Genomic DNA, 13,401 nt, shown 5'->3' with positions numbered 1-13,401 from the left:
TCACAGGTACTGCCCCGTGTTCGAGTACCCCTGCCCGGGCTCGCCCGCGAGGCTGCGTCCGGTGGCGGCGCTGGACTTGTCCTGGACGATCGTGCGGATGTAGGTGATCCGCTCGCCCTTCTTCCCGGAGATCCGCGCCCAATCGTCGGGGTTGGTGGTGTTGGGCATGTCCTCGTGCTCGTGGAACTCCTCGATGACCCCGCGCAGCAGGTGCTCGATGCGCAGGCCGCGTTCGCCGGAGGTCAGCAGGTCCTTGATGGCCGATTTCTTGGCCCGGTCCACCACGTTGCGGATCACCGCACCGGAGTTGAAGTCCTTGAAGTACAGCGTCTCGGTCTCGCCGTTGGCGTAGGTGACCTCCAGGAACTCGTTCTCCTTCTCGGTCGAGTACATCGCCTCCACGGTCTGGCGGATCATCGCCTGCACCGCCGCCTCGGCGTTGCCCCCGTGCTCGGCCAGGTCGTCGGCGTGCAGCGGCAGGTCGGTGGTGAGGTATTTCGCGAAGATCTCGGCGGCGCCCTGGGCATCGGGGCGCAGCACCTTGATCTTCACGTCCAGCCGGCCCGGGCGCAGGATGGCCGGGTCGATCATGTCCTCACGGTTGGAGGCGCCGATGATGATCACGTTGTCGAGCTTCTCGACGCCGTCGATCTCACTGAGCAGCTGTGGGACGATCGTGGTCTCCACGTCGGAGGAGACGCCGGTGCCACGGGTGCGGAACAGTGAATCCATCTCGTCGAAGAAGACGACGACGGGGTTCCCGCCTGCCGCCTTTTCCCGGGCCCGGGAGAAGATCAGCCGGATGTGGCGTTCGGTCTCCCCCACGTACTTGTCCAGCAGTTCGGGGCCCTTGATGTTCAGGAAGTAGCTGCGTGCGCTCTCCCCTCCGCGCAGTTCGGCGGTGCGTTCGGCCAGCGAATGGGCGACCGCCTTGGCGATGAGCGTCTTGCCGCAACCGGGGGGCCCGTAGAGCAGGATGCCCTTGGGCGCCTTGAGCCCATGTTCGCGGTAGAGGTCCTGGTGCAGGAAGGGCAGCTCGACGGCGTCGCGGAGCTGCTCGATCTGCGGCCCCAGCCCGCCGATGTCGGCGTAGGTGATGTTGGGGACCTCTTCGAGGATGAGGGACTGCATCTCGGAGAGGTGGACGCGTTCGGTGGCCAGGCCGGTGCGCGGGTCGATGGCCAGCGAATCGCCGACCCTGACCTTCTCGCGCAGCAGTGGTCCGGCCAGGCGGATGACCTTCTGGTCATCGGCGCGTCCGACGGCCAGGACCCGCCCGTCGTCCATGACCTCCTTGACGGAGACGAGTTCGCCGGAGGCCTCGAACCCGAGGCCGGCGACGATGGTCAGCGACTCGTTGAGCAGCACTTCCTGTCCGAGCTGCAGCGCCTCGAAGTTCAGCAAGGGACTGATGGCCACCCGCAGCTTGCGTCCGCCCTGGATGATGTCCGCGCTCTGCACCGCGGTGGAGGCGATGGCCGTCCCGGCCGCCGGGTGCGTGCGGGCATTCAGCGACACGATGGTGCCAAAGGTGAACGGGGTGTCCCCGTCCTGGTCGAGGGCTCCCTTGAGCGTGACGATCTGGTCGCGGGTGCGCTCCAGCATGGCGGTCAGCCGGCCATTGTTCGCCGTGGCGGTGCCGAGTTGGCGGTCCAGGTTCCGTGCCTTGTCACGCAGCACATTGAGCTGGCGCTCGGCGATGTCGAGCTGGCTCTGCAGCCGTGCGTCGCGCCCCGCCCCCTCGGGCCCGGGGGTTGGTGTCGTGTTCTCCGGCATGTGAGCACCCTTCGTTGCCGTCTGCCCCCGCGGGGGCCGTTGTCTTCATCGTAGCCACCCCCGGCCCCCGCGCGCCCGCTGTGTTAACGCCAGGTGTCAGCGGTCGGCGTCGGGCTCCGGGAAATCCTCGGGGTCCAGCCCGTTGCCGTCTGCGTCACGGAAGGCCCCGCGCTGCTTCATCGACTTCGCATCCTTGGCGGCACGGCGGAGCTTCTTATCCGAGACCCCGCGTTCGCCCAGGTTCGGCGCGGCCCAGGCATCGTCGTCGTGCTCCTTGGTCCAGGCGTTGAGGTCCTCGGCGGCGAATTCGGTGTTCTTCACGCGCTTCTGTCCCGGGATGCCGGCGGCCCCGTCGGCCAGACGGCGGGTGGTGAGCAGGAAACCGGTGTGGGCGACCATCCGGTGGTCCGGGCGCACGGCCAGGCCGTCGAGGTGCCAGCCGCGGACCATCGACTCCCAGGATTCGGGTTCGGTGAAGCGGCCGTCGGCGCGGATGGCCTCAGCGGTGCGGGAGAGCTGGGTGACCGTGGCGACGTAGTTGACCCAGACGCCTCCGGGCGCCAGGACGGTGGCCACCGAATCGACGCATTCCCACGGGGCGAGCATGTCCAGCACCACGCGGTCGATGGAGCCGGGCTCCTCGGTGGCGGTGGCCTGGTCCTGGAAGTCGCCGATGCTGATGTTCCAGGCCGGGTGCGGGCCGCCGAAGATCGTCTCGACGTTGCCGCGGGCGATGTCGGCGAACTCCTCGCGGCGTTCGATGCTGTGCAGGTAGCCGGCGTCCCCGACAGCGCGCAGCAGCGAGATCGACAGCGCGCCGGAACCGACACCGGCCTCCAGCACGCGGGCCCCGGGGTAAATATCGCCCATCGTGACGATCTGCGCGGCGTCCTTGGGGTAGACGACGGCCGCACCGCGCGGCATGGAGAGCACGAAGTCCTTCAGCAGCGGGCGCAGCGCCTGGTAGCGCCGGCCCTCGGAGTTCTCCACGACGATGCCCTCGGGCTCACCGATCAACGTGTCGTGGTCCAGCACCCCGCGGTGGGTGTGGAACTGGCCGCCGGGGGTCAGGGTGACCGTGTTCATCCGGCGCTTCTCGTCGGTGAGCTGGACCCGGTCACCGGGGGCGAAGGGGCCCCTGCGGTGTGCGGAGCCATGCGGGGCTGCGGGATGGGCGGGGGTTTCGGGCATGATGGGGCTCGTTCCGTTGGCTGGGTGGTTCATGAAGCGGCCTTCTTGCCGGTGATGGCGGAGACGACGGTGCCTTGCTTGAGCAGGCCCACGATCCGTCCGGTGTCGTCGACGACCGCGTATTCGCTGCCGTCCAGGCTGGCCAGGTAGGTGATCAGGTCGCGTCCCGAACGGCTGGCCCGCACGACGGCGCCGGGAGCCAGTGCGCGGGCCACGGTGACCGACGGGGTGGTGTTGCGCAGCGGTGCGGGGACCGAGTCCACCGAGGCCCGGTCCACGACGGCCTCGGGAAGCCCCGAGGTGGCGCAGAGCAGGATGTGTCCCGGCACCTGCATCAGGCGGCGGTCGATGTCCGCGACGACGGAGGACGCCGGCAGCGCACTGGCCGGCTCCATCAGCTCCGACGCCGAGATGCGCGGCAGGCGCAGGCGCATGCGGGCATCGGTGATGGCCCCGCTGGCGCCCATCCACAGGAATCCGCAGAGCAGCACGGCGACCACTGTCAGTTGCAGGTCCACCGGCTGGCGGTTGAGCAGCGGCAGCAGGATCATGTAGGCGGCGATGCCGATGACGATGATGCGTCCGGCCCAGCCGGCGGCCACCGTGCCCTTCTCCTGCGAGCCCGTTCCGGCCCAGACCGCGGATTCGACCAACCGCCCGCCGTCGAGCGGAAGCCCGGGCAGGACGTTGAACAGCGCCACCAGGAAGTTGGCCCAGACGAGGATGTTCAGCAGCAGGCCGAAGACCCCGGTGGGTTGCAGGGTCATTTCGAGGCCGTAGCCGAGCCCGGCCAACACGAAGTTCGCCGCCGGACCCGCCAACGCGACCACCAGGGACCTGCCCGGGGTGGCGTGGAAGCTGCCGAATTGGGTGTGTCCGCCCCAGAGGGTGAGCACGATGTGGGCGTTGGGCCAGCCGAAGGCCTTGGCACACAGCGCGTGGGCGAGCTCGTGGACCAGGATCGACAGGGCCAGCAGCACGGCGTAGGTGAAGGACACCGCGTAGGCGCCCAGGCCGATGCCCGGCAGCGCGCGCATCACGTTGGGGGTGAAGACCAGCAGGATGAAGGCGGCGATGAGGAACCAGGACCAGGCCAGGTAGACCGGGACCCCGCCGATGCGGCCCAGCGGGATGCCCGGGCGCTTCTCCTGATGCGCATCGGCCGGCGGTGCCGGCTGGCCCCCGGCGTTGGCGTGCTGGGACGGGCCGCTCACGCAGTCGCCCCGGCAACGGTCACGAAGGCATCGAGGTCCGTGGCGCCAACACCCTCGAGGGTGGGCCAGACGGTCCAGCCGCCGTCCTCGGGCAGGGTGGCGATGTGGGGCACGGCGATGGTGGGGATGCCGCTGGCGACGGCCGAGCGCACGCCGGGGACCGAGTCCTCCAGTGCGACGACCCGGCGACGCTGCAGTCCCTGGATGCGGTCTGACATGGTGTCGAAGGCCAGATGGTAGGGCGCTGGATCGGGTTTGCCGGCCGAGACCATGTCCCCGGTGACCAGGAAGTCGAACGTCCCCTCCGGGAGCGCTTCGGCCACCAGCCGGGCCAGCGGTTCCTCCGACATGGTGACCAGCGCACACGGCACACCATTGGCACGCAGGTCCGCGAGCAGTTCGCGGGCCCCGGGACGGAACACGGTATCCGTGCGCAGCCCCTCCATGACCTGGGACGTCAGCTCGTCGATGATTTCGCGGATCCCGAGGTCGACTCCGGCGTCACGGAGCATGCCGGCACTGGTCGGCAGGGCCTGCCCCACCAGGCGGAAGGCGTCCTCGTCGCTCCAGTGGCCGCCGTGGCGCTGCACCAGGTCTTTTTCCGCGGCGATCCAGTAGGGCTCGGTGTCGACGATGGTGCCGTCCATGTCCCACAGCACTGCTTGGAGTCCGGCATGGGCGTCAAAGGCATTCGTGCCGCGCAGGGCGTGGGGGGAAAAGGCGCTCATACCCCAATTCTACTTGGGCGAGGCCGTTGCCTCGGCCAGTGTTCGCGCTAGGGTGAGACCGTGGCAGAGGAAAACGTAACGCACGGCTCGTTGCCCGAGCTGATTGCGGCCGAGGCTCATCCCGGATCCGGCAGGCGGCCCACCATCATGGTGGTCGCCTTCGAGGGGTGGAATGATGCCGGTGACGCCGCCAGCGACGCGCTGCGGTTCCTGGCCAAGACGTTCGAGGCCAAGCAAGTGGGCCAGCTGTCCGAGGACGACTACTACGACTACCAGTTTTCCCGTCCGAGCGTGCGCCGCAATGCGGCGGGCAAACGGACCATCCGCTGGCCGAGCACCCGCATGTACCGGGCGCCGCTGGCCGAAACCGGGGTCGACCTGCTCCTGGTCCGTGGAACCGAGCCGACCTACCGGTGGCAGGCGTTCACCGCGGAGCTGCTGACACAGGCCGAACTGCAGAACGTCAAGGCAGTGGTCCTCGTCGGGGCGCTGCTGGCCGATGTTCCCCATACCCGGCCACTGCCCGCCAGCCTCTCCAGCGAGGACGAATCGTTGCGTGGCGTGCTCGGCGCGGACCGCACCACCTATGAAGGGCCCACCGGCATCCTGGGAGTGCTGGCAGAAACCGCGGATTCGGCAGGACTTCCCACCGCGTCGATCTGGGCTGCGGTGCCGCACTATGTCGGCCAGTCCCCCTCCCCCAAGGCGACCCTGGCCTTGTTGCGGCAGGTGGAGGAGGTGCTGCACACACCCTTTGAGCTCACGGCGCTGACCGAGGAGGCCGAGGCCTGGCAGCGCGGGGTGAATGAACTGGCGTCAGAGGACCCCGAAGTTGCCGCCTATGTGCAGCAGCTCGAGCAGGCGCAGGACGCCACCGAGCTGCCCGAAGCCAGCGGGGAATCCATCGCCCGCGAATTCGAGCGCTACCTCAAGCGCAGGGACGGCGGGAACGACAGCTGAGCCCGCCGCCCCGCGCAGGAGCCGCTAGTTCGCCGGAGCCAGACGGACACCCAACAGTGCGTCGATGACCGCGTGGACCGCTCCTTCCCCGGCATCGGACGCATCCGTGTCGGCCGATTCGGCAGCCCACGCGTCGAGCTCCCGCACGGCAGCCGGCGAGTCCAGGTCCTGGGCCAACCGGGAACGAAGTGCGGTCGCCAGCTCGGCGGCGCGGTCCGTACTGGTGGTTGCTGCCCGTTCCCGCCAGGCAGCCAGACGGGTCTTGGCCTGCTCGAGCAATGCGGGAGTCCATTCCCAGTTGGTGCGGTAGTGCTGGCCGACCAAGACGGTACGCACGGCCATGGGGTCTTCCCCGGCGCCGCGCAACTTGGAAACCAGGACCAGGTTGCCCAGGGACTTGCTCATCTTTTCGCCGTCGAGGCCCACCATGCCGGTGTGGACGTAGTGTTCGGCGAGTGGCTTGCCGTCGCTGGCGGTGGCATGGCCAGCGGAGAACTCATGGTGGGGGAAGATCAGGTCAGATCCTCCGCCCTGCACGGTGAAGGGGGCCGGCAGGAAGCGCCGGGCGATGACCGAGCATTCGATATGCCAGCCGGGACGCCCCTCGCCGAGGCTTGCTCCGTCCCAGGAGGGTTCGCCCTCACGGCGGATTCGCCACAACAGCGGGTCCAGCGTGTTGCGTTTACCCGGCCGTTCGGGGTCGCCGCCCCGCTCGGCGAAGAAACCGGCCATCGTCTCGTGGTCGTAGCCGCTGACGGATCCCAGCGACCAGGTCGCCGAAGCTGCCGCGTCGGAATCGAAGTAGACGTCCCCGCCGGGGGCCCCGTCAGTTCCGGGGACCCGGTAGGCCATGCCCTTCTCCAGCAGTTGTTCGACCACGGGAACGATCCAGGACACGGATTCCACGGCACCGACATAGTGCCGGGGAGGGAGCGTGTTCAACGCCTCCATGTCGCCACGGAACAGGTCGGTTTGGCCTGCGGCAAGATCCCGCCAGTCGACGCCGGTGGCCGTCGCCCGTTCGAGCAGCGGGTCGTCGACGTCGGTGACGTTCTGGACGTAGGTGACGTCCAGCCCGGCATCGAGCCAGTACCGGTGCAACAGGTCGAACGCCACATACGTGGCGGCGTGACCCATGTGGGTGGCGTCGTAGGGGGTGATGCCGCAGACATACAGGCTGGCCCGGCCGTCGGTGGCCGGGGTGGCCAACGCACGCGTCGAGGAGTCGAAGATCCGCAGTGGCGGCGGTGTGCCGGGGACGGAGGGGATGGTGGGCGCGGACCAAGCGTGCAAAGCGTATCGGCCTTTCGGAGGCGGTGGAGCGGGGTTCTGCTAGGCGTTGATGACGTTGAAGCCCAGCAGCACAAACAGCACCAGACCCAACGCGATCCGGTACCACACGAAGACACTGTAGCTGTGGCTGGAGACGAACTTCAGGAACCAGCCCACGATGACGAAGCCGACGACGAACGCGACGACGGTGGCCAGCAGGGTCTGCCCGCCGGAGTAGACGGCTGGTTCGCCGAAGCTCTTGGCGACCTGGTAGAGGCCGGAGGCGAAGACGGCGGGGATGGCCAGCAGGAAGGAGTACCGGGCCGCGGCTTCACGGGTGTAGCCCATCAGCAGGCCACCGGTGATGGTGCCGCCGGAGCGGGACACCCCGGGAATGAGTGCCAGGGCCTGGGCCAGGCCGAAGTAGATGCCGTGTTTGAACGTCAGTTCCTTCAGCTCGCGTTCCTGCTTGCCGAAGTGGTCCGCGATGGCCAGGATCACGCCGAAGACGACGAGCATGGTGGCCACGATCCACAAGGAGCGGAAGGTCGTCTCGATCTGGTCCTGGAACAGCAGGCCCAGGATGGCAATGGGCAGCGAACCGATGATGATCAGCCAACCCATGCGTGCATCCGGGTCGCTGTGCGGCAGTTTGCCGGTGATGGCGCGGAACCAGGCGCCGATGATGCGCACGATGTCCCGCCAGAAGAACAGCACGACGGCGGTCTCGGTCCCCAACTGCGTGATGGCAGTGAAAGCCGCGCCGGGGTCGGCCGCGTTGGGGAGGAATTCCCCCACGATGCGCAGGTGGGCGCTGGAGGAGATGGGGAGGAACTCGGTCAAACCCTGGATCAGGCCCAAAAAGGCCGCTTCAAACCAATTCACGAGTGAGACACTACTTCACGTGCACGGTAGGAGGCCCACATTTGTGGTGCGTGCCGCACCGCGTGCCGGGTGCTCAGCCCCTGGCGTCCGCCTCATTGGAGTCGGCGTCGTCCGAATCCCCATCGTCGTCGTCCTCTTCGTCATCGTCGTAGACGTCGAGCGGGGTGACTTCGCCGTAGGTGTCGTACAACGCGTCCTCGTACTCCTCGAACGCATCGATCATCCGGAAGACCGCGCTTTCCACGGCCGGGTCGTCCTCGCCACGGCGCGAGGACACCGCGGAGAGATGTTCTTCGAGCGAGGCCATCAGGGCCTGCAGGGCAACACGCGGATCTGTGCTCATGGTCTAGACGTTACCCGCAGAGCGCGCAGAATGGATACCAGATCATGAAGAATTCCCCAGCTCCTGCCCAGAAGTTCACCGACACCGCCCGCGGCTTCGAGTACCTGGTCCTGACCGTGCGTCCGGGCCAGTCGGTGGCCGATGCCCGGCGTGAGCTCACCGACCATGCCGAGTACGGCAAATGGGAATTGCGCACCACTCGCCTCTATACCGGCGGTATGCGCCGGTACTGGATGCGCCGGCGGATCATGCGGGTGACCAGCACCCTGGATGTTTTCCCCGGCTGATCCGCCCTCAGTCCGCCAGCGGGCCCAACAGCCAGGTGGCGACCGTCGAATGCGCCGACTCCGCATCGGAGGGGTGGTACAGGCTGGCCAGGGCGTCCCGGTACAGCCGCTCGAGTTCGCTGCCGCGGAAGTACTGGCCGCCACCGGAGACCTGCAGGGCCAGCTGGACGGTACGCCGCGCGGTGTCCCCCGCATGCGTGCGCAGCGTCACCAGCCGCGGGAACCACGAGGAGCCGTGGTCCACCACGTCGTCCAGGTCCCGGGCGGTCATCCGCAGTTGGGCGTCCAGCCGCAGGATTTCCAAACCGGCGTCGGCTACCTGCCAACGGACATCGGGGTCCTGGGCGAGCGCCCGTCCCCCATGACTCAGGGACGTGCGCTTCGCCGGCCTCTCCGCTGCGAGTTCGACACCACGCTCGGCCAACCCGACGTAGACAGACGCCGTGAGGGTCAGGAACGCGGCGAAGATGCCGAAGACCAGCGGGTCGGCGTTCGGTCCGGTCGGCAGCGTGCTGTGGATCGTCTCGGCGTCCGCGTGGGCGGCGGTGAGCTTCGTCGAATGTGATTGCGAGGCCCTCATGCCCAGCGTGTCCCAGTTCTCGATGGTCTCGACCCCCGGATCGGCACGATCGATGAACCCGTGCACCAGCCGCGCGGCGTCGCTCTCCCCTTCCTTGCCGAAGACCCCGAGCTTGGTCCAGGCAGGAGCCAGCGAGGTGAAGATCTTCATCCCGGTGAAGTCGTAACCGCCCTCGGGGCTCGGCTCGGCGCGGGTGACGGAATCGAAGAGGACCGAGTCGTTGCCTGCCTCGGAAACGCCGAATGCCATGATCTCCCCGGCGGCAACCCAGTCGTAGACGAAGTCCAGCCGCTCGTCCCCCCGGGCGGCCAACAGCTGCGCAACGGCGGACCAGACCAGGTGCATGTTCACCGCGAGTGCGGTCGCCGGGGCATGGGCAGCCAACAGGCGCTGGGCCGCCGTCGTGCGCTCCATGCCCCAGCCCAGCCCGCCGCGATCCAGGGGCAGCAGGGCCTTGAGGTAGCCGACTTCACCCAACTCGATCAGATCCTCCGCGCAGAAGGTGTTCGCGGCGTCGTACCCTGCTGCCCGGGAGCGGATGCGCTCGAGCAGCTCATCGGTGAGGATTGCACGGATCGGTTCCATGGCGGCGGGTCCCTTCGGGTCAGTAGGTGGTCAACAGCCGGGAGAGCACCCGGGTGCCGAACTGCAGCGCATCGACCGGGACGCGTTCGTCGACTCCATGGAACATGCCGGTGAAGTCCAGTTCGTCGGGAAGGCGCAGGGGTGCAAAACCGTATCCGGTGATGCCCAGCCGGGAGAGTGACTTGTTGTCGGTTCCGCCGGAGAGCATGTAGGGCAGCACCACCGATCCCGGGTCCTCGGCTTGGATGGAGGCAACCATGTTGTCGACCAGTCCACCGGAGAACGGGACCTCCAGCGAGGTATCCGCGTGGACGGTGGAGAAGTCGACGCCGGCCCCGGCCAATTCCCGCAGGGTCTCCTTCAGCAGTTCATCGCGGCCCGGCAGGGTGCGGCAATCCAGGAAGGCCTCGGCAGCCCCGGGGATCACGTTGTGCTTGTACCCGGACGTCAGCGCCGTCGGGTTCGAGGTGTTCTGCAAGGTCGCCCCCACGAACCGTGAGACGTTGCCCAACGCATCGAGCAGGGCGCTGGGGTCCTCCTCGTTGAACTCGATCCCGGTCAGCTCCGAAACGCCTTCCATCAGCGCCCGCGTGGTCTTGGTGTATTCGAGCGGCCATTCGTACTCCCCGATGCGCGAGACGGCACCGGCCAGCCGGGTGATGGCGTTCTCGTCATTGATCTGGGATCCGTGTCCTGCATGCCCGCCGGCATGCAGCGTCAACCAGTGCAGGCCCTTCTCGGCGGTCTGCAGGAAATAGGCACGGCGACCGCCGATGGTGGAGGAGAATCCGCCGACCTCGCTGATCGCCTCGCCCGCCCCCTCGAAGACCTCCGGGTGGTGGTCCACCATCCACCGGGCTCCGTAGGTGCCGCCGGCTTCCTCGTCGGCGAAATAGGCGAAGACGATGTCTCGTTGGGGCTGGATGCCGTCCCGGTGCATCTGCCGCTGAACGGCCAGGATCATGGCGTCCATGTCCTTCATGTCCACGGCCCCGCGTCCCCAGATCATCCCGTCCTTCACCTCGGCGGCAAAGGGGTCGACGCTCCAGTCCTCGGCCTGGGCAGGGACGACGTCGAGGTGCCCGTGGACCACGAGCGCCGGCAGCGACCGGTCACTGCCTTCCATGCGGGCGACCACGCTGGCGCGCCCAGGGGACGATTCGTAGATCTGGGGGTCGAGTCCTCCCCCGCTCATCAGCCCTGCCACATACTCCGCGGCGGGACGTTCGGGGCGGGCATCATTGCCGCCAAAGTTGCTGGTGTCGAAGCGGATCAGCGTCCGGCAGATCTCCTCGACTTCGTCGGCTGCCGTGATGCCGGCGGCTCCGGGATTTCCTAGCTCCGTCATGGCCTGACCTTCCGGGTTGTTCGGGTGGCTCCAGCCTAGTCACCACGGCAAAGAGTGCGGAATTGGGAAGTACTCAAACCTCATGTTAGAGTCTTACTCGCTGCTTTCACCGGGTCAGAAGTTCCACGGAGCTTCAGGACCGGTCGAATGGCATCACCTGCGCGGGTGGCGGAATAGGCAGACGCGCTAGCTTGAGGTGCTAGTCCACGTATAGTGGGTGGGGGTTCAAGTCCCCCTCCGCGCACGAAATAAGCCCCGGTTTTCCGGGGCTTTTTTCATGCCCACGTCACGCCAGCAGGTTGCTTCGACGGAGCCCCCCAGCGATCCCCCGCAAGGCAGGACGGCCGCCGAATGTCGCCGCATACCGCCATCGCCCGCGACATGACTATCCGTTGGATTTTCACACCCGATTGCTCTGGCCTTGGATTGCATCCACGGGTAACGTGAGGTGGACCACAGCCCTCCCGATCGATGCGTTCGAAGAGGAGGGCCACGTTCCATATCCTCGGGGGAAAAATGGGCCAGCACGTGCCGCGGCATCCGGCGCATCGCGCTACTCCCCCGCGTGCGGTCCTTAAATGGATCGGCGTCGTCGCGACCGGCACCCTCTTCCTCGGAACCGCGCCGGCGACGGGCCAGTTGGCCCCGGGAAGCCCCGCCCTGACGGCTACCGTTTCAGCTTCCACGTCCATTCCCGTGGTGAGCCCGGTGTATGCCATTCCGGACAGCACCCCGCTGCTGGGCGATGCCGACGCCACGACGTGGGCAGAAACGTGGAGCCCCGGCTACCAACCGGACGTCAGGTCCGAGGTCAGTCCTGACGGCAGCGCCCGAAACGGCGAGGGGGTATCCCGCTCCGGCGGCGCCCTCCACGTCGCCACCGGGCCGTCCGGGCTCCTTCCCGGCGGCCTCGCCCTGTCGGCCCCGGTTTCCAGCACCCGCATCACCAGCGCGTTTGGATGGCGGCTCAATCCAACCGGGCCTGGTTCCTACATCCACATTGGCCAGGATTACGGAGTGGCCTGCGGAACCCCCGTGCGCGCCGCCGAAGACGGCACAGTAATCCAGTCGGCCTGGGCCGGCCACTCCGGCCAACGAGTCCGGGTCGACCACGGAAGCGGAGTGGAAACCGCCTACAGCCACAACTCGCTCCTGGTTGCCCGGGTCGGTGACACCGTCCGACGCGGCGATCTGCTGGCACTCTCAGGAACCACCGGCAACTCCACGGGATGCCACCTGCACTTCGAGGTCTATCTCAACGGCAAGTGGGTCGATCCGGCCCAGTACCTGCCGTTACTGCCCGGCCACGTGCGCCCCGTCACCGAAGCGGAACGCCAACGAATTGCCCGGACACGGGCTCTTCCCGCTGACCATGTCACTGCGGCCTCCAGCACCGCGCCCGATCCGACTTCGACAAAGCAGACTCCCTCAACCCCCGCCGATTCCGCGCCGTCCACAGGTGGTGCGGAACCTACTGCCAACGCGTCCACGTCAGCAGTCCCCACCACTCAGCCACGGGTGTCGACCGCTGCTGCGAAACCGCCAGCCCATTCCACTCCGACCCCGTCTGCGTCCGCACCGTCCTCGCCTTCGCGCCCACGGCCGGCCCCGCCGAGCCAGACTCCTTCCGCGTCCCCGACCCATCGGCCGGCGCCTCCCACGGCCTCTTCTCCGGCGACACCAACCGCGACGCCTACACCGAAGCCCACGACTCCCCCGAGTGCCACACCGACGCCGACACCGAGCGAAACCCCGGCACCACCGAGCACAACGCCCACGCCGAAGCCCACCGAGAACCCCAGCCCGACACCCACACCCGGGACACCCACCCCGGAACCCGAGAGCCCGGTCAGCACTCCGCCGTCGTTGGCGTCACTCTGCTTGGCCTACCAGCAGGAAGACCAGGAAGCGGCATCTGGTCCAGTCGACGTCGCTGACCGTCCGCTGTCGACCAACGAGCTCGCCTGGCTCGACTCCACGCTGACCGCTGAGCTCCCGAAGGCAGACCGCCTCCCCACGGACCCCACGGTCCACCAGGTGACGGACCTGTGCCCGACGTGGTTCCCCGACGGCATCGCCGACGATACGGTCGCGGCCGACCTCGAGGTACTGGCGGCCACCCCCGTTCCCACCAGGCCCTCGGAGGACAGCACCAAGTAGGCCGGAAGCCGATCCGCGGACTACTCTTCAAGGGACCACCGGTTGACACCGGCCGCCCCCGTCCAGGACCTT

The 13,401-nt window shown here is 67.8% G+C and carries 13 protein-coding genes, 1 tRNA gene and 1 pseudogene; 5 read left to right on the top strand and 10 right to left on the bottom strand.

Annotation, left to right across the window (positions count from 1 at the left end; genetic code table 11):
• The 4 genes from arc to ABD088_RS12845 all read right to left on the bottom strand — a co-directional run bounded on the left by arc (position 1) and on the right by ABD088_RS12845 (position 4,909).
• A complete protein-coding gene (gene arc, locus ABD088_RS12860; protein ID WP_343902319.1) occupies positions 1-1,776 on the bottom strand; it encodes a proteasome ATPase in 1,776 nt (591 codons plus the stop codon).
• Positions 1,777-1,872: 96 nt separating this feature from the next.
• Complete coding sequence (locus ABD088_RS12855; protein WP_343902385.1) at positions 1,873-2,967, bottom strand: tRNA (adenine-N1)-methyltransferase; 1,095 nt, start codon at positions 2,965-2,967, stop codon at positions 1,873-1,875.
• A 29-nt stretch (positions 2,968-2,996) separates the two neighbouring features.
• A complete protein-coding gene (locus tag ABD088_RS12850; protein ID WP_343902318.1) occupies positions 2,997-4,181 on the bottom strand; it encodes a site-2 protease family protein in 1,185 nt (394 codons plus the stop codon).
• On the bottom strand, positions 4,178-4,909 hold the full coding sequence (locus ABD088_RS12845) for an HAD family hydrolase (RefSeq protein WP_343902317.1): 732 nt from the start codon (positions 4,907-4,909) through the stop codon (positions 4,178-4,180). The genes ABD088_RS12850 and ABD088_RS12845 overlap by 4 nt, the downstream gene beginning before the upstream one ends.
• Before the next feature lie 90 nt (positions 4,910-4,999).
• Here ABD088_RS12845 and ABD088_RS12840 point away from each other — a divergent pair, with 90 nt between their 5' ends.
• Positions 5,000-5,869: a PAC2 family protein gene (locus ABD088_RS12840; RefSeq protein WP_372710578.1), complete on the top strand. Its 870-nt coding sequence runs from the start codon at positions 5,000-5,002 to the stop codon at positions 5,867-5,869.
• A 24-nt stretch (positions 5,870-5,893) separates the two neighbouring features.
• Here ABD088_RS12840 and mshC read toward each other — a convergent pair whose 3' ends face one another.
• The 3 genes from mshC to ABD088_RS12825 all read right to left on the bottom strand — a co-directional run bounded on the left by mshC (position 5,894) and on the right by ABD088_RS12825 (position 8,369).
• Complete coding sequence (mshC, locus tag ABD088_RS12835; RefSeq protein ID WP_343902316.1) at positions 5,894-7,162, bottom strand: cysteine--1-D-myo-inosityl 2-amino-2-deoxy-alpha-D-glucopyranoside ligase; 1,269 nt, start codon at positions 7,160-7,162, stop codon at positions 5,894-5,896.
• 39 nt (positions 7,163-7,201) lie between these two features.
• On the bottom strand, positions 7,202-8,026 hold the full coding sequence (locus ABD088_RS12830) for an undecaprenyl-diphosphate phosphatase (RefSeq protein WP_343902315.1): 825 nt from the start codon (positions 8,024-8,026) through the stop codon (positions 7,202-7,204).
• Between the two features lie 73 nt (positions 8,027-8,099).
• Positions 8,100-8,369 (bottom strand): hypothetical protein, encoded by a 270-nt coding sequence (locus tag ABD088_RS12825; RefSeq protein WP_343902314.1) that lies wholly within the window; start codon positions 8,367-8,369, stop codon positions 8,100-8,102.
• A gap of 44 nt (positions 8,370-8,413) precedes the next feature.
• Between ABD088_RS12825 and ABD088_RS12820 the strand changes: the two genes are divergently transcribed.
• Positions 8,414-8,656 carry a DUF5703 family protein gene (locus ABD088_RS12820; RefSeq protein ID WP_343902313.1) on the top strand — a complete coding sequence of 81 codons (243 nt, stop codon included), beginning with the start codon at positions 8,414-8,416 and terminating at the stop codon, positions 8,654-8,656.
• A 7-nt stretch (positions 8,657-8,663) separates the two neighbouring features.
• Here ABD088_RS12820 and ABD088_RS12815 read toward each other — a convergent pair whose 3' ends face one another.
• Both ABD088_RS12815 and ABD088_RS12810 read right to left on the bottom strand, forming a co-directional pair.
• Positions 8,664-9,821, bottom strand: coding sequence for an acyl-CoA dehydrogenase family protein (locus tag ABD088_RS12815; protein ID WP_343902312.1), 1,158 nt, complete (start codon positions 9,819-9,821; stop codon positions 8,664-8,666).
• A gap of 19 nt (positions 9,822-9,840) precedes the next feature.
• Positions 9,841-11,169: a M20/M25/M40 family metallo-hydrolase gene (locus tag ABD088_RS12810; RefSeq protein ID WP_343902311.1), complete on the bottom strand. Its 1,329-nt coding sequence runs from the start codon at positions 11,167-11,169 to the stop codon at positions 9,841-9,843.
• A gap of 159 nt (positions 11,170-11,328) precedes the next feature.
• On the opposite strand from ABD088_RS12810, the gene ABD088_RS12805 reads away from it, so the two are divergent.
• Both ABD088_RS12805 and ABD088_RS12800 read left to right on the top strand, forming a co-directional pair.
• A tRNA-Leu gene (locus ABD088_RS12805) sits at positions 11,329-11,413 on the top strand.
• A gap of 227 nt (positions 11,414-11,640) precedes the next feature.
• Positions 11,641-12,435: pseudogene (locus ABD088_RS12800) on the top strand (M23 family metallopeptidase); the annotation flags it as partial.
• A 242-nt stretch (positions 12,436-12,677) separates the two neighbouring features.
• Here the strand turns inward: ABD088_RS12800 and ABD088_RS12795 are convergent.
• Positions 12,678-13,025 (bottom strand): hypothetical protein, encoded by a 348-nt coding sequence (locus ABD088_RS12795; protein WP_343902387.1) that lies wholly within the window; start codon positions 13,023-13,025, stop codon positions 12,678-12,680.
• Between the two features lie 25 nt (positions 13,026-13,050).
• Between ABD088_RS12795 and ABD088_RS12790 the strand changes: the two genes are divergently transcribed.
• A complete protein-coding gene (locus ABD088_RS12790) occupies positions 13,051-13,329 on the top strand; it encodes a hypothetical protein (RefSeq protein WP_343902386.1) in 279 nt (92 codons plus the stop codon).
• The last annotated feature ends 72 nt before the right edge of the window (positions 13,330-13,401 follow it).

The sequence above is a fragment of the Arthrobacter rhombi genome (assembly GCF_039526245.1).
Taxonomy (GTDB): Bacteria; Actinomycetota; Actinomycetes; order Actinomycetales; family Micrococcaceae; genus Arthrobacter_H; species Arthrobacter_H rhombi.
This window is presented reverse-complemented; position numbering and strand designations above follow the sequence as displayed.